Origin of the sequence: Hoyosella sp. YIM 151337 (genome assembly GCF_026041215.1) — a bacterium.
GTDB lineage: Bacteria > Actinomycetota > Actinomycetes > Mycobacteriales > Mycobacteriaceae > Hoyosella.
In genome coordinates this window covers 56,557-75,638 of sequence record NZ_JAPEIQ010000043.1, presented here as the reverse complement: position 1 = coordinate 75,638, position 19,082 = coordinate 56,557, and the positions used below count along the sequence as shown (strand labels likewise).

17 protein-coding genes and 1 pseudogene are annotated in these 19,082 nt (G+C 62.0%); 12 read left to right on the top strand and 6 right to left on the bottom strand.

Annotated features, from left to right (window positions below; genetic code table 11):
• Positions 1-121 precede the first annotated feature (121 nt).
• Positions 122-2,671 (top strand): molybdopterin-dependent oxidoreductase, encoded by a 2,550-nt coding sequence (locus ONR57_RS20720; RefSeq protein WP_265125606.1) that lies wholly within the window; start codon positions 122-124, stop codon positions 2,669-2,671.
• Positions 2,672-2,780: 109 nt separating this feature from the next.
• On the top strand, positions 2,781-3,275 hold the full coding sequence (locus ONR57_RS20715; protein ID WP_265125605.1) for a nitroreductase family deazaflavin-dependent oxidoreductase: 495 nt from the start codon (positions 2,781-2,783) through the stop codon (positions 3,273-3,275).
• A gap of 79 nt (positions 3,276-3,354) precedes the next feature.
• On the opposite strand, the pseudogene ONR57_RS20710 reads toward ONR57_RS20715, so the two are convergent.
• Positions 3,355-3,641, bottom strand: a pseudogene (locus ONR57_RS20710) (IS30 family transposase); the annotation flags it as partial.
• Between the two features lie 145 nt (positions 3,642-3,786).
• On the opposite strand from ONR57_RS20710, the gene ONR57_RS20705 reads away from it, so the two are divergent.
• Positions 3,787-4,233, top strand: coding sequence for a cyclopropane-fatty-acyl-phospholipid synthase family protein (locus ONR57_RS20705; RefSeq protein WP_265125604.1), 447 nt, complete (start codon positions 3,787-3,789; stop codon positions 4,231-4,233).
• Between the two features lie 42 nt (positions 4,234-4,275).
• Here the strand turns inward: ONR57_RS20705 and ONR57_RS20700 are convergent, their stop codons facing one another.
• Complete coding sequence (locus tag ONR57_RS20700) at positions 4,276-4,941, bottom strand: GntR family transcriptional regulator (RefSeq protein ID WP_265125603.1); 666 nt, start codon at positions 4,939-4,941, stop codon at positions 4,276-4,278.
• A gap of 111 nt (positions 4,942-5,052) precedes the next feature.
• On the opposite strand from ONR57_RS20700, the gene glyA reads away from it, so the two are divergent.
• The 8 genes from glyA to ONR57_RS20660 are packed head-to-tail and all read left to right on the top strand — an operon-like array spanning position 5,053 to position 13,457.
• Entirely contained in the window at positions 5,053-6,378 is a 1,326-nt protein-coding gene (gene glyA, locus ONR57_RS20695) for a serine hydroxymethyltransferase (protein ID WP_265125602.1), read from the top strand.
• The gene (locus ONR57_RS20690) at positions 6,375-7,607 is read left to right on the top strand and encodes a sarcosine oxidase subunit beta family protein (RefSeq protein ID WP_265125601.1); all 1,233 of its coding nucleotides are present in this window, start codon (positions 6,375-6,377) and stop codon (positions 7,605-7,607) included. The genes glyA and ONR57_RS20690 overlap by 4 nt, the downstream gene beginning before the upstream one ends.
• Positions 7,608-7,624: 17 nt before the next feature.
• A complete protein-coding gene (locus ONR57_RS20685; protein ID WP_265125600.1) occupies positions 7,625-7,903 on the top strand; it encodes a sarcosine oxidase subunit delta in 279 nt (92 codons plus the stop codon).
• On the top strand, positions 7,900-10,755 hold the full coding sequence (locus ONR57_RS20680) for a 2Fe-2S iron-sulfur cluster-binding protein (protein ID WP_265125599.1): 2,856 nt from the start codon (positions 7,900-7,902) through the stop codon (positions 10,753-10,755). The genes ONR57_RS20685 and ONR57_RS20680 overlap by 4 nt, the downstream gene beginning before the upstream one ends.
• Positions 10,748-11,338, top strand: coding sequence for a sarcosine oxidase subunit gamma (locus ONR57_RS20675; RefSeq protein ID WP_265125598.1), 591 nt, complete (start codon positions 10,748-10,750; stop codon positions 11,336-11,338). The genes ONR57_RS20680 and ONR57_RS20675 overlap by 8 nt, the downstream gene beginning before the upstream one ends.
• Positions 11,339-11,363: 25 nt before the next feature.
• Positions 11,364-11,786: a glycine cleavage system protein H gene (locus ONR57_RS20670; RefSeq protein ID WP_265125597.1), complete on the top strand. Its 423-nt coding sequence runs from the start codon at positions 11,364-11,366 to the stop codon at positions 11,784-11,786.
• Positions 11,783-13,165 carry an L-serine ammonia-lyase gene (locus tag ONR57_RS20665; protein WP_265125596.1) on the top strand — a complete coding sequence of 461 codons (1,383 nt, stop codon included), beginning with the start codon at positions 11,783-11,785 and terminating at the stop codon, positions 13,163-13,165. Before ONR57_RS20670 ends, ONR57_RS20665 begins: the two co-directional genes overlap by 4 nt.
• Positions 13,166-13,208: 43 nt before the next feature.
• Entirely contained in the window at positions 13,209-13,457 is a 249-nt protein-coding gene (locus ONR57_RS20660; RefSeq protein WP_265125595.1) for a CsbD family protein, read from the top strand.
• Positions 13,458-13,516: 59 nt separating this feature from the next.
• On the opposite strand, the gene ONR57_RS20655 is transcribed toward ONR57_RS20660, so the two are convergent.
• The 4 genes from ONR57_RS20655 to ONR57_RS20640 are packed head-to-tail and all read right to left on the bottom strand — an operon-like array spanning position 13,517 to position 18,118.
• Positions 13,517-13,957, bottom strand: a complete 441-nt coding sequence (locus ONR57_RS20655; RefSeq protein WP_265125594.1) for a nuclear transport factor 2 family protein — start codon at positions 13,955-13,957, stop codon at positions 13,517-13,519.
• A gap of 9 nt (positions 13,958-13,966) precedes the next feature.
• On the bottom strand, positions 13,967-15,412 hold the full coding sequence (locus ONR57_RS20650; protein WP_265125593.1) for an aldehyde dehydrogenase: 1,446 nt from the start codon (positions 15,410-15,412) through the stop codon (positions 13,967-13,969).
• A gap of 8 nt (positions 15,413-15,420) precedes the next feature.
• Positions 15,421-16,524: a nitronate monooxygenase family protein gene (locus tag ONR57_RS20645; protein WP_265125677.1), complete on the bottom strand. Its 1,104-nt coding sequence runs from the start codon at positions 16,522-16,524 to the stop codon at positions 15,421-15,423.
• Positions 16,505-18,118 (bottom strand): acyl-CoA synthetase, encoded by a 1,614-nt coding sequence (locus ONR57_RS20640; RefSeq protein WP_265125592.1) that lies wholly within the window; start codon positions 18,116-18,118, stop codon positions 16,505-16,507. The genes ONR57_RS20645 and ONR57_RS20640 overlap by 20 nt, the downstream gene beginning before the upstream one ends.
• Before the next feature lie 60 nt (positions 18,119-18,178).
• On the opposite strand from ONR57_RS20640, the gene ONR57_RS20635 reads away from it, so the two are divergent.
• Positions 18,179-18,997, top strand: coding sequence for a crotonase/enoyl-CoA hydratase family protein (locus tag ONR57_RS20635; protein ID WP_265125591.1), 819 nt, complete (start codon positions 18,179-18,181; stop codon positions 18,995-18,997).
• Positions 18,998-19,082: the final 85 nt, after the last annotated feature.

The following is a 19,082-nucleotide window of genomic DNA, read 5'->3' as shown; positions in this document are numbered from 1 at the left end:
ATTGTCCCATACAACCCTTGATTGGACACGCCGTCCAGGTTAGGTTCCGGTGTATGGCCGATCGTTAATGACGTCCACGGCGTGCGGCTGATTCCAAACCGCCCATGGAAGGAGGCGCGCCATGCGCCCGGAGAACGTCCCGGAAACCACCATTGCCGGTGAGGCACAGGCCGCGCCGAATTGGCAGAAGACCGCGTGCATCCTGTGCGAGTGCAATTGCGGACTAGAGGTCGAGGTGAATGGTCGGAGTTTGGCCAAGATCCGCGGCGATAAGGACCACCCGGGTTCGGCGGGCTACACGTGCGAAAAGCCGCTCCGCCTCGATAAGTATCAAAGCACGTCGACTCGACTGACGAGTCCCCTGCGTCGGCGCAAGGACGGCACTTACGAAGAAATCGATTGGGAAACCGCACTCGATGAGATCGCGGCGAAGTTAGCTGACATTAAACGCCGGCATGGCGGTGACAAGATCTTCTACCAGGGTGGCGGCGGTCAGGGGAATCACCTCGGCGGAGCGTACGGTCGCGCCCTCTTTCACGGGCTTGGCGCCAAGTACATGTCCAATCCTCTCGCACAGGAGAAAACGAGCGAGGGCTGGGTTGACCAGGAGCTTTACGGTGGGCATACCTCAGGAGATTTCGAGCGCACCGAAGTTGCCATTTTCATCGGCAAGAATCCGTGGCAATCGCACGGGGTTACTCGAGCACGGGCCACTCTGCGCGAGCTGGCTCGGGACCCGGATCGTTCGATCATTGTCATTGATCCGCGGAGGTCCGAAACGGCCGAACTCGCGGACTACCACTTGCAACTGAAGCCTGGTACCGATGCGTGGTGCGTCGGTGCAATAGTGGCGACGCTCGTGCAAGAAGATCTTGTGAATCACGCCTTCCTGAATCACCACACCACTGGTAGTGCCGCGGTGCTGGAGATGCTGGGCAGGATCGACATCGCGCAATATGCGAAACGTTGTGGCGTACCCGAGACTCAGATTCGAGCAGCCGCGCGGCGAATCGCAGCGGCCGAAAGCGCGGCGACCTACGAGGACCTGGGCGTGCAGCAATCCCCGAACAGCACGCTTGTCGCGTACCTGAATAAGCTGATGTGGATCCTTACCGGCAACTTCGCCAAGCCCGGGGGCGTGCATATCCATTCGTGGGTCTTCCCTATCGCGGGGCGCTGGCACAATGTCCAGAGCCAAGATCCCGGCCCACGGACGGCAGGCGCGCGGCGCATGATCGGACAAGCCGCGATGCGATGGGGGACACCGGCTCTGCGTCGGACGACTGCGACGGCGACGCGATTACCTGCTGGCGGCCGGTTGTCGGCTAGCGTGGCTGACCACGTTGTGGCCGCCTTCTACTCCGCGATATCGGTCGATATCGCACGGACCATCGTCGACGTGCTCAGCGGAAACACCGCACCGACAATGACACCGGTAACCGGAGCTAGAGTCATCAGCGGCCTGATTCCGTGCAATTCCATTACCGAAGAGATTCTCACCGATCATCCATCTCGGTTCCGCGCAATGTGGGTAGACGCATCCAACCCGGTACATTCTCTCGCCGAGTCGGCGAGGTTTCGGCAGGCCATGCGGGCACTTGAGCTCACGGTCGTCGTCGATGTCGCCTTCACTGAGACAGCCCGCGAGGCCGATTATGTCTTGCCGGCGTCAAGTCAGTTCGAGAAGTACGAGGCGTCACTGTTCACGTTGCATTTCCCACACAACAACTTCCAGCTGCGCCATCCGATCATCGAGCCACTGCCGGGCACTCGCTCCGAGCCCGAGATCTATGCGGCGGTACTCGACCGTCTAGGCGTCGTGGACGAGCAACTGGTGGAGGACTTGACCGCTGCTGCCAAGGCAGGAAGAAGCGCTTTTGCGCTCACCTTTTTCGCCACCATCGGCAGGCAACCCGAGCTTGCGGGGCTGACCCCCTACCTGCTGTATCGAAGCCTCGGATCGGTGATGTCAGCCGGACAGAAATCACTTGCCCTGATTTGGGCCCTTGCACATGTATGCGTCATCGGCAACCCGGACGCAGTGGCTCGTGCAGGTTTCACAGAACGCGGATTCGCTCAAGGTGAGCAATTGTTTGAGGCAATTGTGGCGCGCCGCGAAGGTGTGACGTTTGCTGAAGACCGCTACGAGGATGCCTGGGGTTACATCCAGCACGCCGATGGAAAGATTCACATGGCCATCCCGGAGTTGATCGAGGAACTCGCGCTTATCGACGCCGTGGAGCCGAACTACACTTCCGACGAATTTCCATTTGTTCTGTCAGCGGGCGAACGTCGATCGTTTACCGCCAACGTCATCATTCGCGATCCCGACTGGCGTCGGCGTGACAGAGAAGGCGCTCTGCGTATGGCGCCCGAGGATGCCGAACGCCTCGGAATCGTCGAAGGGGACCGCGTCCGAATCACCACCGAATCGGGTTCAGCGCCAGCAGTCGTGGAGGTGAGTGACATCATGCAGGAGGGTCACGTCTCGTTGCCCAACGGCATGGGTGTCATTCACCCGGACGACGACGGCGTTGAGACGACCGTTGGAGTTCCCCCGAACACGCTCACCACACTCGCTCGCCGAGACAAATTCTGGGGTAATCCCTGGCACAAGACCGTGCCCGCCCGCATTGAGAAGGTGCCAAACGTCCAGGCGGGGCAAGCGTAGCCGAATTTGATTAATTCCGCCGATGAGGGAATCGCCGAGGTGAATAGTCCATCGAATTCGACCGCGACTACGTGCAGTGGTTGCAGGGATCTACGTCCACCATCAGGTCATGCCCAGCAATGACATGAGACCACGTCAGAAAACCCTCGTCGGCATGTTCAACCATGTGCTCACGACATATGCCGAGGGTTTCATGTCCGCCTTCACGAGGGTCCATGCCCGCTCTTACGGAAAGCCGCTCGGGCGATTGTTCGACTTGTATTTCCCCGCCCCGGTATTCGCGCTCACTGTTCGAGGACGGAGGACGGGGGCGCCGAGAACCGTCATGTTGATCCTGACCAGGGACGGTGACGACCTCGTCGTCGCCGGATCCAACGGCGGCAACCCGAAGCTTCCGGCCTGGTACTTGAACCTGCGCGAAGCGGGCGAGGCGATAGCCACGATCGACAACAGGCAGATTGCTGTTCGATTTCGCGAAGTGTCCGAATCCGAACGTGAACGGTACTGGGGTCTCTTGACCAAGAACTATCGGCATTTCGATACGTATGACGCGATGACCTCGCGCAAGATACCGCTCGGTGTCTTGGAGCCGCTGAACGCTTAGCAGAAGCGTGACATAAGTCAATTTCCCATTGCTGACGACGGTCCGATATTTGGGCCGGTTGTGACGGGGCGGGTTCCAGTCAACGTCGCAACAAGAGTGGATTTCGAGAGGCTATCAGAGCACCGAAAATTTCTGCCGGGGTGCGGTTATCGAGGATGAGTCTGGGTCGGGAATTGATCTCGTCTTCGACGGAGCGGAGGTGCTCGTCGGTGTAGATACCGAGATCGGTGCCTTTCGGAAAGTACTGGCGAAGTATTCCGTTCGCGTTCTCGTTGCTGCCGCGCTGCCAGGGAGAGTGGGCTCACAGAAGTAGATGGTGATGCCGAGATCCGCTGCGATCGCTTTGTGCCGCGCAATGACCACTCCGTGGATCCCGCAGCGATCGGGCAGATGATTGACGTGCACACCGGCCTGACCGGCATCACCGTCACCATGGCCGTGTACACGCCGTTCGTGCTGTTTGTGACGAAGACTCTTCTGGCACCTCAATCGTGCGGTTACCGTCGATTGTATGGGTGCGACACTTTCACCCCGGCTTCGCGAAATCGTAGACGCACTGCCACTGAGCCCAGGCATGCGAGTGCTGGAGATAGGCTGTGGAACCGGTGCGGCAGCCCGGGAGATCGCACGACGCAGTGAAGGCGTTAGCGTGCTGGCAATCGATCGATCCCCCAGAGCGATTGCCCGTACGATCGGGCGATCTCAACCGGGGATCGCCGCGGGCACGCTGAGCTATCGTCAGGCCGCAATCGAAGTGTTCGACTTGGCAGAAGATGAGCAGCGTTTCGATCTTGCATTTGCGGTACGAGTGGGCGCGCTTGACGGACGGCACCCCGAACTCGCCGATCGGGCGCTGGCAAGGATCTGCGCCGCCCTGAAGCCGTCAGGAATTCTGATCGTGGACGGCGGCGATCCTCTGTCGCGGGCGGCGCTGGTGTCCGGCCTGGGCAAGGATTAGGTCCCACAGGCGGAGGGGGTTGCCAGGTCGGCAGTTGCCGTCTTACAGCAAGCCCCGAATCGCAGTCTCGAACCCCGAGACGTGCGACAACGTCAATCTCTCCGCTGTTTCTGCGTCACCATCTGCGATTGCGTGCAGTAGCGCAACATGCTCGACGACATGGCTAGCGACATCCGGCAGCCGGTCGAGAAAGAGACACCAGATTCGGGTGGCATGGGAGTCGAGACTCACGAGTATGTCTTCGAGGTAGGGATTTCCGGCGGCTCGATAGATTTCGCGGTGGACACGGATGTCTTTGCGCAGGACCTCACGCGAGTCCTCCCCCGGCCTGATCTGGCTGATTTCGTCAGCGAGCGCAGAGAGCCGTGCACGGGTTTCTGCCGAAGCCGACCGTGCCGCTCGTGCCGCCGCTGTCGGCTCGAGCTGTTTGCGGATCTCTGATATGTCGGACAGATCCGTCATATCCACTCCGGTGGCGAATGTGCCGCGACGCGGATACGCAACGACGAGCCGTTCCCTCTCGAGACGCTTGAGCGCCTCGCGGACGGGCGTACGGCCGAATCCAAATTCGTCGGCGAGGCGATCATCATTGATGGGCTCGCCCGGCCGGATATCCAGCATGATGAGACGCTCACGCACCAGCTCGTAGGCACGGTCAGCATGAGTGCCGACAGCGGGCAAGGTATCCAGGAGTGCCGGCTGTGCCATTTTTGTCTCCGCTCTCGTCCGGGGTCTTGACCTAAGTCTCGCACTAACCTTACTCTACAACAACGTTGATATATCAGTATCTTCGTTCCTGATCCTTCAGAGGGGCGACCAATGACTGTGCAGACTGACGAACTCACCCAAGCGATTACTAACCCAACGCTTAGCCATCCCCTTGCCGCTCTAGATCCCGATGTGCACCAAGCGATATCTGCCGAGCTTCGGCGGCAGCAGGACACACTCGAAATGATTGCGAGCGAGAACTTCGCGCCCTTCGCCGTAATGCAGGCGCAAGGTTCGGTCCTCACCAATAAATACGCGGAGGGCTATCCCGGCCGCCGCTATTACGGCGGATGTGAACACGTCGATGTGATCGAACAACTCGCTATAGACCGCTTGAAGTCGCTGTTCGGTGCGGAGTACGCCAACGTCCAGCCCCATTCCGGAGCACAGGCCAATGCGGCGGCTATGTCCGCACTCCTCGAGCCGGGCGACACAATCCTTGGTCTCGCACTTGCCCACGGCGGCCACCTGACACACGGGATGAAGCTCAACTTCTCGGGCAAGCTCTACAACGTGGCGGCCTACCACGTGCGCGAAGACACCCACGTCATCGACATGGAGGAAGTGGAGCGGCTCGCCCGCGAACACCGGCCTAAGCTCATCCTTGCGGGCTGGTCCGCGTATCCGCGACAGCTTGATTTCGCGGCATTCCGCCGGATCGCCGACGAGGTGGGCGCCTACCTGATGGTCGATATGGCCCACTTCGCCGGGCTCGTCGCGGCCGGACTGCATCCGTCTCCCGTGCCGCATGCGCATGTCGTCACGTCAACCACACACAAGACTTTGGGCGGCCCGCGCGGTGGCGTGATCCTCACCAACGACAAGGACCTGGCGAAGAAGTTCAACTCGTCGGTCTTCCCCGGCCAGCAGGGCGGACCGCTTGAACATGTGATCGCCGCGAAGGCCGTTTCATTCAAACTCGCCGCGCAGCCTGAGTTCCGGGAGCGTCAGGAGCGCACCCTCAAAGGCGCCGCACTCATCGCTGAAAGGCTCCTGCGTGACGACTCTCGCGCAGCCGGCCTCAACGTGGTGAGCGGCGGCACTGACGTGCACCTCGTTCTCGTAGATTTGCGTGACTCCGAACTCGACGGCAAGCAAGCCGAGGACCGCCTCCACCATGTCGGTATCACTGTGAACCGGAATGCTGTTCCGTTCGATCCGCGACCACCCATGGTGAGTTCGGGTGTTCGTATCGGCACGCCCGCACTGGCGACCCGTGGATTCACCGTTGACGCGTTCTCAACTGTTGCCGACATCCTCAGCCTCGCACTGCGCCCCGGCACCGATTCTGACGCTCTCGACAGTCTCAGAAGCCGTGTCAGCTCACTTGCCGCGCAATTCCCGCTCTACCCCGACCTCACGGAGGCAACCCGATGACGTCTCAGCCCCCCGGCGCCCACCTGCCCGACCATCCAGAATTCCTGTGGCGCAACCCAGAACCGAAGAAGGCGTACGACGTCGTCATTGTTGGCGGTGGCGGACACGGTTTGGCGACCGCGCACTACCTCGCGAAGAACCACGGCATCACCAACATCGCCGTCCTCGAAAAAGGCTGGCTTGCCGGTGGCAACATGGCGCGCAACACGACAATCATTCGCTCCAACTACCTCTGGGACGAGAGCGCCGGCATTTACGAGCACTCCCTGAAACTGTGGGAGGGCCTCGAGGAAGACCTCGGCTACCCCATCCTGTTCAGCCAGCGCGGCGTCCTCAATCTCGCACACACACTGCAGGATGTCCGCGACAGCGTGCGCAGAGTGGAGGCGAACAAGCTCAACGGTATCGACGCGCAATGGGTCGGCCCCGATGAGGTGAAGAAGCTGTGCCCCATCATCAATATCTCCAGCGACATTCGCTACCCCGTGCTCGGCGCTACGTACCAGCCGCGTGCGGGCATCGCCAAGCACGACTACGTCGCCTGGGGTTTTGCCCGCCGTGCTGACGAGGCCGGGATCGACATCATCCAGAACTGCACGGTCACTGGCTTCATCAAGCAAGACAACCGAGTTGTCGGTGTCCGCACCACGCGCGGTGACATAGCCGCCGGAAAGGTCGCGCTGTGCGCCGCGGGGCACACCTCGACTTTGACGGACATGCTGGGTTTCCGCACACCGCTGCAGAGCCATCCGCTGCAGGCGCTCGTTTCCGAACTCCTCGAACCGGTGCACCCCACGGTCGTCATGTCGAACCACGTTCACGTCTACGTGTCGCAGGCACACAAGGGCGAACTGGTCATGGGAGCCGGTATCGACTCCTACAACGGATACGGTCAGCGCGGCGCCTTCCACATCATCGAACGCCAGATGGCTGCCGCGGTCGAATTGTTCCCGGCATTCGCCCGGGCACACCTGCTGCGGACGTGGGCCGGAATCGTTGACACCTGCCCTGACGCCTCACCAATCGTTGGGCGCACCCCGTACGACAACGTGTACCTCAACTGTGGCTGGGGCACTGGAGGTTTCAAAGCGACACCCGGTCTCGGCTGGTGCTTCGCGGACACCATCGCGAACGACGAGCCACACCCGTACATCGCCCCGTTCAGTCTCGACCGCTTCGTGTCCGGCGCACTCGTCGACGAGCACGGCGCAGCCGCGGTTGCCCACTGAGGATCAAGGAGCAGCACATGCAACTCATCACCTGCCCATGGTGCGGCGCCCGCGAGGAAACCGAGTTTCACTACGGCGGCGAAGCACACGTCGCCTACCCTGCGGACCCAGCGGAGCTTACCGACGAGGAATGGGCGCACTTCGTTTTCTTCCGGGCAAATCCGAAAGGCCCCTTCGCGGAACGCTGGCACCACGCCGCCGGATGCCGGCGGTGGTTCAACGCAATTCGTGACACAGCCACGTACCGATTCCACAAGGTCTACCGACTCGACGAGCAAAGGCCGGCGATCCAGTGAGCGCACCATTTCGCACCCCACAGGGCGGTCGCATCGACCGCAGCACCCAGTACACCTTCACCTTTAACGGCCAGCAACTGAGCGGGCACCCCGGTGACACCATCGCCTCCGCCCTCCTCGCGCACGGCATCCACCACATCACCAGCAGCATCAAGCTGGGCCGCCCACGCGGAATTACCGCCGCTTGGGCGGAAGACACCGGTGGCCTCGTCCAGATAGAGGAGCCGTTCCCCGAGCCAATGCTGCTCGCGACAACCGTTGAGTTGTTCGACGGTCTGGTCGCACGGGGGGTCCCGGGCCAGGGCCGGCTCGCGGAGATCCCCGACTCCGCAAAGTACGACAGCAAACACGCACATGCCGACATCCTCGTCGTCGGGGCCGGACCTGCTGGTCTCGCTGCTGCACTGACTGCCGCCCGTTCGGGCGCGCGCGTCATCCTTGTCGATGAACACAGTGAAGCGGGCGGGTCCCTGCTGGGCTCTCCTGAGACTATCGATGGCCGGCCAGCCCTTGACTGGGTCCGTTCCGCAGCTGCGGAGCTTGCGACGTACCCGGAGGTCCTTCACCTGCAGCGGACCACCGCGTTCGGTAACTACGATGACGGGTTCGTCCTCGCGCTCGAGCGGCGTACCGACCACCTGGGTTTCACCGCACCTACTGCGCTCAGCCGTCAGCGGGTGTGGCGCATCCGAGCTCGCCACATCATTGTGGCGACCGGCTCGCACGAGCGCCCAATTGTCTTCAGTGACAACGACCGCCCCGGAATCATGCTGGCGGGAAGTGCACGGACATTCCTGCACCGCTACGGTGTCGCCGTTGGCCGCAACGCCGTCATCTTCACAACAAACGACAGCGCGTACGCGGCCGCGATCGATCTGCACGACGCCGGGGTCACAATCGAGGCTGTTGTCGACGCCCGCGACATTACACCGGAGAAATGGCACAACGCGTGCGCCAAGCGCGGAATAGTCGTCCGCGCGGGTTCAGTGGTGACGGGCACCCGTGGGGATGAACGAATCACCCACGCGCTCGTTGCGCCGCGCGGTGCCGAACGCGACGCTGCCCCAATCGAGTGTGACTCCCTGCTGGTGAGTGGCGGCTGGAACCCGGCAGTGCATCTGTTTAGCCAGGTTCGCGGCACACTGCGATTCGACGATGCGCTCGGGGCCTTCGTGCCGGATGGAGCCGTGCCTGGACTCGCGGTATCGGGTTCAGCAAACGGTGTGTTCACGCTGGGCGCGTGTTTACGTGAGGGGCAGTCCGCTGCGACCGCAGCGCTCGATTCACTCGGATTTACCTACAGCCTGCAGTCAATCGGCTCCGCGTCATCGAGTAATTCGTCCGGGAAGCCGCTCGTGCTGTGGCGAGTCCCCGATACCGCGCGTGAGGACACCCAATTTGTCGACCTGCAGCGCGACGCTACCGTTGCTGATCTGGCACGGGCAGTCGGTGCGGGCCTGCATTCGGTCGAACACGTCAAGCGATACACCACTATCGGTACCGCGCACGATCAAGGCAAGACGTCGGGCATCATCGCTTCAGGTATCACTGCGGAATTACTAGGGCAGCCGATCCAGGAACTCGGGACCACAACGTTTCGTCCGCCCTACACGCCGGTCGCGTTCGCCGCACTGGCCGGCCGCAGCCGCGGTAGCCTGTTCGACCCGGAACGCGTTACCGCCGTGCATGATTGGCATGTCTCCCACGGCGCTGTGTTCGAAGATGTCGGACAGTGGAAGCGGCCCCGCTACTATCCCCTGCCCGGGGAGGACATGCACGAGGCTGTTCTGCGCGAGTGTGCCGCGGCGAGGCGCGATGTCGGGATCCTTGACGGCTCAACGCTCGGCAAGATCGACGTGCAAGGCCCAGATTCCGGCACCTTCCTCGATCTCATCTATACGAACATGATGAGCACGCTCAAGGTCGGGATGGTCCGCTACGGCGTGATGTGCGGAGTCGATGGCATGGTTATCGATGACGGCACCGTGATGCGACTCGATGATGAGCGGTTCCTCGTATTCACCACCACGGGCGGTGCCGCGAAGATACTCGAGTGGATGGAGGAGTGGCTGCAAACCGAGTGGCCGCACCTGCGGGTCCGCCTGACCTCTGTGACCGAGCACTGGGCAACGTTCCCGGTTGTCGGACCGAAGTCGCGCGCGCTCATCGGCGACCTCTTCCCGGATCTCGATGTTTCCAACGAAAACTTCCCGTTCATGGCCTGGCGCGACACGCACTTTGGTGACGTACCCGTTCGGGTGGCACGCATCAGCTTCTCCGGGGAACTCGCTTTCGAGGTCAACGTCAGCACGTGGTACGCACTGTCGCTCTGGGAAGCGCTCGTCACCGCAGGCGAGCAGTATGGCATCACCCCCTACGGCACCGAGACTATGCACGTGCTGCGGGCCGAAAAGGGCTACCCCATCGTCGGACAGGACACCGACGGTACCGTCACGCCGCAGGACCTCGGCATGACCTGGGTGGTGTCGAAGAAGAAGCGCGACTTTGTCGGAAAGCGCTCGTTCTCACGAGCAGAGAACCAGAACCCGCTGCGCAAACAGCTCGTCGGGGTGGTGCCTATCGATGGGCAGACGTTCATTCCTGAGGGCGCTCAGCTCATCGAGCAGGTCTCCGATGGTGTGCTGCCGCCGCCCCCAGTGCCGATGCTCGGACATGTCACCTCGAGCTACCACAGCGCTGCGCTGGGACGTCCGTTCGGGCTAGCCCTGGTGAAAGGCGGCCGGTCGCGCGTCGGCGAAGTGATCCACGTACCTCTCGAAGGGCAACTCGTTCCCGTCGAGATAACCAGTTCTGTTCTTGTCGATCCGGAAGGAGCGCGCCGCGATGGCTAGAGTTCTCACCCCGGCTAGTCCGCTGGAGGCCTGGGAAGAGCGCTTTTCCGCGCTCGCCCCGGCCGTGAGCATCACGGAAGAGCCGTTCACGACGATGACCACGCTGTGGGTCGACCCGTCGGGTCCGGGCGGGCGCGCCGCCTCCGGCACACTCGGCGTCGAACTGCCTACCACACCCTCCACGTGCGTCACACACGGAGGGACGACCGTGGTGTGGATGGGGCCCGAGGAGTGGCTTGTCACTTCCGCCTCACCGGCTCCGGCGCTAGAGAATGACTTACGGTCGGCGGTGGCACCGCACGGCGGTAGTGCAACTGATGTTTCTGGTCAGCGCACCGTAGTTCATCTGAAGGGGTCGCGTGCGCGTGACATCCTGGAGAAGGGGTGCTCGATCGACCTGCATCCGCGTGCCTTCACCAGAGGCTCTGCGGTGCAAACCATGCTGGACCAGGCAGGTGTCGTCCTCATCGCGCTCGATGACGCTGGCACTGATTACCGGATTCTCGTGCGCTCGTCGTTCGCCCACTACCTGGCCAGCTGGCTGCTTGACGCAGCTGCGGAATTCACTCTCGGAAGCCAGTAACGTTCCCTCGTTCAAAGGAACCTCCATGAGAGCAAACATGATTCCGACCGACCGCCACTACACCCCGGGACATAGCTGGCTGGCGCTTCCTCCGGGTGCGCGCTTTGCTGACTACCCGATCCGTGCCGGTGTTACCGACATCCCCATCGCGCCTGGTGGTGACGTCGTGGCTGTCGAGCTTCCCGGGGTCCGTGACGACGTCCGTGCCGGTACCGAATGTGCCGTGCTGCGGATGTCGTCCGGGGCGGTCGTCACTGTGTGTTCGCCGATCAGCGGACTCGTCACCATTACCAATCAGGATGTGCAAGCGAATCCGCAACTGGCCATGGATGATCCGTTTTACAAGGGGTGGCTGTTCGCCATTCTGCCCACATCGGCGTCCTCGATGGATGGGCTCCTCACGCCTGCGCAGTACGCGCGCATACTCACGAAGGGGGACGACGGATGACAGTCAGCGTCTTCGATCTCTTCTCCGTTGGCATCGGACCGTCAAGCTCACACACCGTTGGGCCGATGCGGGCAGCTGCCCGCTTCGCCGCGGAGGTGCGCGAACGCGGCCGGCTTGATGACGTCACTGACGTCCAGGTGAACCTGTACGGATCGCTCGCAGCTACCGGCAAAGGCCACGGCACCATGCCCGCGGTGCTGCTCGGGCTGGAAGGCAACCATCCGGAAACCATTACCACCGACTACCTCGAGGAGCGCATCACGACGATCCGTTCGACGGGATGCATCACCCTCGGCGGTACACAGAAGGTGAAACTGAGCGAAGACGATATCGTTCTTCACCCGCTGACAGCGCTGCCGTTTCACCCCAACGGTATGACGCTCAGCGCTTTTGCGGGTGAAGCGACTGTTGTCCACGAGGAAACGTATTTTTCGGTCGGGGGCGGATTTGTCGTCACCGAAGCGGAAGCGTCGCAGCCGCCGCCGCCCGCGGTCGGCGGACTCACCTTCACCTCAGCGAAGGAACTCATCGAGCTAACCGATCAGTTCGAATGCTCTATCAGTGAGGTCATGCACCGGTCGGAATGCGAAAAGCGTTCTGCTCATGACGTTCACGAACGGCTGCTGCACATCAGGGACGTGATGCGCGAGTGCGAAGAAACCGGAATCTCTCGTTCCGGCTATCTGCCGGGCACGCTGAGAGTTCGTCGTCGCGCGCGCGATTGGTTCCTGAAGCTCAGCGCGGAGGACCCGGACAGGCAGCCCGAGTTCGCCGAGGATTGGGTGAACCTCGTCGCGCTGGCGGTGAACGAGGAAAACGCCTCGGGCGGCAGGATCGTGACCGCGCCAACCAACGGCGCGGCTGGCATCATTCCCGCAGTGCTGCACTACGCCGTCCACTACACCCCAGCGGGACGTATGGACGCGGATGACACCGCCATTCGTTTCTTGCTCACCGCCGGCGCAATCGGCTCGCTCTACAAGGAGCGCGCATCGATCTCCGGCGCGGAGGTCGGCTGCCAGGGTGAGGTAGGTTCTGCCGCATCCATGGCCGCTGCTGGTTTGGCTGAAGTTCTTGGCGGTTCGCCGCGCCAGGTCGAAAATGCGGCTGAGATCGCCATGGAACACAGCCTGGGGCTGACATGTGATCCGATCGCTGGGCTCGTGCAGATCCCATGTATTGAGCGCAACGCAATCTCTGCGGGCAAGGCAATCAACGCAGCACGCATGGCGTTGCGGGGCGATGGCACACACCGCGTCAGCCTGGACCAGGTGATCGAAACCATGCGTTCAACTGGGGCGGACATGCTGTCGAAGTACAAGGAGACGTCGATGGGCGGACTGGCCATCAACGTCGCCGTGAATCACGTGGAATGCTGAATGTTTAGCACCGTCCGTGCCGGGTATCTCGCTCGGCGAAAGGATGGTGAATACTGTGACTGATAAGGACAGCGGCCCAGAATCTGGCGTCAAGGGCGTCGTCGAGGACGTAAAGGGCAAAGTGAAGGAAGCCGCGGGCGCGGTGACTGGAAACGACTCACTGCAGCGTGAAGGTGCGGCTCAACAGGACAAGGCCGAAAACCAGCGCGAGGTGGCGCAAAAGGAAGCCGAAGCCGAGAAGGCACGCGGCCAGGCTGCCGCTGACGAGGCACGGGAAGCCTCCGAACAGTAAATTCACAGGCGTTCACCCGGTCCGCGCTAGGCGGGCCGGGTGTTCCTATTCAGGGCAGCTCACACGTGCCGCGCGGTCGCGGCCGCCCGTTCCACTTCCCAGAAAGCCCGCATCGACAGGATCTTGCCGTCATCGTCGACCTTGTACACCGTGATCAGATCGGTGTCGACGCGGTAGCCGCCCGGCAAGTACGACGTGATGGTGCCGACGTTGGCGACCTCATTCCCGCATGCGTGGGAGTCGCGCATAGTGAAGTCGAAGCGGTCAACCTTCGCGATCGCGGTGTCCCAGAACGCCGCGATTCCCCGATGCCCGTGGTGGCCCTGGGCTGCCGGGTCGAAACCAGACGGTCCAACCGGGTCTTCGACGACCGCGTTCGCAGCGAACAGCGCCAGCCACTCTTCTTTGTTGCCCGCGTCGACGGCTCGCATCGAGCGCAGCGCTGCGACGCGCGCCGGCGGCTGGCCCGCATTCTCATCCCAGCTGACTGTTACGGCCACGGTGTTCACCTATCCGATCGGAAGTGAGATCGACTTGTATTCGATGTATGGTTCGATGCCTTCTGGGCCGAACTCACGCCCGAAGCCACTCGACTTGTAACCGCCGAACGGTGAGGTGAAATCGAGCAGGTACTGGTTGATACCCAGTGTTCCTGTACGCACCTTCCGGGCTACGTCGACACCATGCTCGACGTCGGACGTCCATACGGACCCTCCAAGGCCGTAGGCAGAGTCGTTTGCGATGCGGATCGCGTCCGCCTCGTCGTCGTATGGAATAACCGCCAGGACGGGCCCGAAGATCTCTTCCTGAGCAATCCGCATGTGGTTGTCGACGTCCGCGAACACCGTTGGGCGCACATACCAGCCCCGATCAAGCCCGTCCGGCATGCCGTTTCCGCCGGTTGTTATGCGGGCCCCTTCTTCTTGTCCGAGCGAGATATAGCCGTCGACACGCTGCTGCTGACGTCGTGACACCATCGGGCCGATGTAGTTTGCGGCATCGAGCGGGTCCCCTACCGGAAGCCCTTGCGCCATTGCCGTAACGGCATCCACAACCTCGTCATACCGCTGCCGCGAGGCGAGGATCCGTGTCTGCGCGATGCATGCCTGGCCGCTATTGAGCAGCGATGCGAGTGGCAGTCGCTCGATCGTCATGGCGAGGTCCGCGTCGTCCAGGATTATCGCGGCCGACTTCGCACCGAGTTCGAGCGTGACGCGCCGCAGGTCTTGCCCACAAAGAGACGCAATTCGCCTGCCCGCGGACGGCGAGCCGGTGAAGGATATTTTGTCGACGCCGCGGTGTGTCACCAAATGCTCGCCGGTATCGCGGCCCCCAGGGACAATGCTCACAACGCCTTCCGGCAGGCCCGCCTCATCGATTATCTCAGCCAGCGCAAGTGCCGAAAGCGGCACTTCCTCGGAAGGCTTCAGCACCACCGTGCACCCTGCGAGAAGCGCAGGAATGAGCTTGGAAATCGTCGTGAAGTGCGGCACATTCCACGGCGTAATCAGGCCGGCAACACCGGCTGGTTCGCGACGAACGACCACGTCCTGGCCGAAGAAGCCCGTGCGCCGCTCTTCCCACTGGTACTGCGACCCGATGTTCAGGAAGGCCGCGAGCGCCATCGACGTCGCACCGACCTGCCCTACCTGGGAAAACCACAGCGGCGCACCCATTTCGGAGCTTATCAGTTCGGAAAGCTCCGCCTGCCGCGCGTTGTATGCGTCGGTGATTCTCTGCACTGCGGCAAGCCGCTCGGACGGATCGAGTTGTGGCCAGGGCCCCTCATCGAATGCCTGGCGCGCCGCAGCGACGGCGCGGTCGATGTCATCCGGTGTGCCTGCCGGGGCTGAACCCACCGTCTCCTCGCTGTGTGGCGAGATAACGTCGACTCGCTGCTCACTTGAGGGCGCGGCCCAGTGACCGCCGATGTACAGCTCTTTGTATTCGCGCATGAAGTCCCTCACCTGGTTTTCTGAAGTCGGTCGACCGCGTCCCCGTACTCGGACACGAGTTCTGACATCAAGTCGGCGACTGGCCGCACAGCATTCATCCGGCCGACGATTTGGCCAACCGGCATCGCGACGACCGACGGGTCGTGTGAGGCCGCGATGCGCTGGTGCGCCTCCGCAACGAGGAGGTTCTGCAGGGGCATCGGAAGCGGCTTTGGTGCACCGGGTTGTTGCCAGGCGTCGGTCCACCGTGATTTGAGCAGCCGCGCTGGTTTTCCTGAGTAGATGCGTGAGCGGACTGTGTCGGACGAGGTCGCGGCAACGAGCGCCTCTTGCATCGTCGACGAGTTGTTCATCGACTCCAGGTACTCGGTGGTGGTCAGCCAGTACGAGCCCATCCACACGCCGCATGCCCCGAGCGCCAGCGCGGCCGCGACCTGCCGGCCGGATCCAATGCCGCCCGCGGCGAGGACGGGAACGTCCGCTCCCACTGTGTCCACGACCTCAGGCAGAAGCACCATCGACGCAATCTCTCCAGTGTGTCCGCCGGCCTCGTAGCCCTGTGCGACGACGATGTCGACGCCGTTGTCGACGTGGCTTCGGGCATGCACCGCTTTACCCGCGAGTGCCGCAACTTTCACATCTCGTGCGTGTGCCTGCTCAATCACGTCACTCGGCGGCGAACCAAGTGCATTTGCGATCAGTGACACGCGGTGGTTCAAAGCCACGTCGACGTGCGAGCGCGCGACCGAGTGCAGCCAGCCGAGAACACCGCCAGTATCGTCGTTGGCCTGCGATTCAGGCACGCCGAGCTCGCTCAATGTGCGCGCGACGAACTCGCGGTGCTCCTCCGGGATATAGCTGCTGAGTTCCGTTTTCGATCCCTCTTCAGGAATCTTGGACGGCATGACAACGTCGACACCATACGGTTTGCCGTCGGTGTTGGCGTCCATCCAGTCGAGCGTTTTGTCGAGGTCGCTCGCGTCGTTGAAGCGAACGCATCCAAGCACCCCGAGGCCGCCTGCCCGGGTCACTGCCGCGGCGACATGTTCGGACGGAGTGAACGCGACAATCGGATAGTCGATGCCGAACAGATCACACAGTTGCGTATGCATCATTCTCCTCCACGAGGGCCTTTGCCCACGGGTAGTCTGGTTTGCCGCTTGGCTGCCGGTGCACCTCCGGAACCACCCAGTAACTACGTGGCACCTTGTATGCAGCGAGTTTCGTACGGACGTGCGCGTCGAGCTCGCTGATATCGATCGTGGCGCCGTCTCGGGGCTGGACCACTGCGCTCACCCGCTGGCCGAAGCGCTCGTCCGTCGTGCCGATCACCAGGACGTCGAACACGTCAGGGTGCGATTTCAGCGCACCTTCAACTTCTTCAGGGAAGACCTTCTCACCGCCGGTGTTGATACAACCCGAGCCTCGCCCGAGCAGCGTGACTGACCCGTCTTCCTCGTACCGGGCATAGTCGCCGGGGATGACGTACCGCTTACCGTCGATCTCCACAAAGATGGTTTTCGTCTTCTTCTCGTCCTTGTAGTAGCCGAGCGGGACATGCGCGGTGCGCGCCATGCGGCCCACATTGCCGGGCTTCTTTTCGACGAGGTTTCCGTCGTCGTCGATGAGCACGGCTTGTTTCGTGAAGTTGACCTTGGGCCCCTGAGAGTAGTCGCCGTCTTTGGTGACCATTCCAATGCCGGTGAAACCGCTTTCCGAGGAACCGATCGCGTCGGTGAGTACCAGATTTGGGAAGGTGTCGAGGAACTGCTGCTTCACTGACTGCGAGAAGAGTGCGGCATGGCTGGTGACCGCGAGCAGCGAGGACGCGTCGTAGTTGCGCTCAGCGTAGGCGCTGAGCAGTGGGCGCGCCATGGCGTCACCGACGATGGTGAGGACTTGGACTCTGTGCTTCTCGATTGCCTGCCACACTTCGTGCGCGTCGGCTCGAGAGACGAGAACTATCGGGCTGCCGGTGAACAGCGCACCAAATGCCGCCCATTGTGCGGCGCCATGGATGAGCGGTGACATGGTGAGGCGCACCAGGCCCGGGCTGTTCTTTGCGTCATTGGCCATCGTCCACTCATCCGGCACATATTCGCCGGTCATGAAGTTGATGCCACCACCAAGCGCGCGCCACACGTCTTCGTGCCGCCACATCACGCCCTTCGGGTAACCCGTGGTGCCACCGGTGTAGACGACATAGATGTCATCGGAGCTTCGCTCGCCGAAGTCTCGTTGGGGCGATGCGGATGCGAGCGCTTCCTCGTAGACGACGCCACCGTAGGCGGAAAAGTCTTTGCCTGATCCGTCGTCAATAACGACAACATGCCTGATTGACGGAATCTCTGGGAGGACTTCCGCAACGAGGTCACTGAAACTTCGCTCATGTATGAGTGCCGTCAGGTCAGCGTTGTCGAAGAGATAACGCAGTTCGCTCGTCACGTATCGGTAGTTCACGTTGATAGCGACGGCGCGAATCTTGTACACCGCAAACATCGATTCGAGTGCTTCGATCGAGTTGCGTGAATAGATTCCAACGTGGTCGCCTTCACCCACCCCTGCCGCAGCGAGGTGGTGTGCCAGGCGGTTGGCGCGCTCGTCCAGTTCCGCGAAGGTCACCTGACGGTCGCCACAGATGATTGCCGTGCGGTCCGGCACGGCATCGACAGCGTGTTCCAACAGATCAGCGATGTTCAGTGCCATTTCCCCAAACTAGAACATGTTATTGTTTTGAGCAATGGTTATCGCACAGGAGGTTGGAAAATGGTGAATCCAGGCCCGGGGACCGACACCAAAACCGAACCGCACGCGCTCATTGAGCGACGTAACGGCGCATTGATCGTCACCCTCAACCGGCCTCACGCCCGCAACGCGCTAACCGGCGAGATGCTGTCCATTATGACCGAAGCGTGGGACCTTGTGGACGCAGATTCTGAAATCCGTTGCTGCATCCTCACCGGGGCCGGTGGCGCGTTCTGCGCAGGAGCCGACCTGAAGAACATGAGTCAGAACAACCCCGGCAAAGCGATGTCTGGCGGCGGCTGGGATCCCGCCTCGATCCCGGCGCTACTGAAGGGCCGCAGGCTGACGAAGCCATTAATCGCCGCGGTGGAAGGACCCGCCATCGCAGGCGGCACCGAGATACTCCAGGCAACCGATATTCGCGTTGCCGGAGAGAGCGCGAAGTTCGGCATTTCTGAGGTGAAGTGGAGCCTCTTCCCCATGGGCGGATCCGCGGTGCGTCTCCCCCGCCAGATCCCCTACACCGTCGCCGCGGATTTATTGCTCACCGGACGACACATCACCGCCGCCGAAGCCAAAGACATCGGCCTCATCGGCCACGTCGTCCCCGACGGCACCGCGCTGGACAAGGCCCTCGAGATTGCGGAGCAGATTTGCGCCAACGGGCCGGTCGCCGTGGGCGCGATTCTGCAGACCATGCGCGACACCGAGGCGATGCCCGAAGAAGAGGCTTTCAAGATCGAGTCGAAGATCGGGATCAGGGTCTTCCTGAGCGAGGACGCCAAAGAAGGGCCCCGGGCGTTCGCGGAGAAGCGCAAGCCGGTGTTTCGGGGGCAGTGACGCTGGCACTTCGCAGCCTTTAGCGACAGTTTTCGCCGATTTCACGGGGGAGGCGTCGCTAGCGGCTGCGAAGTGCGTGACGAAG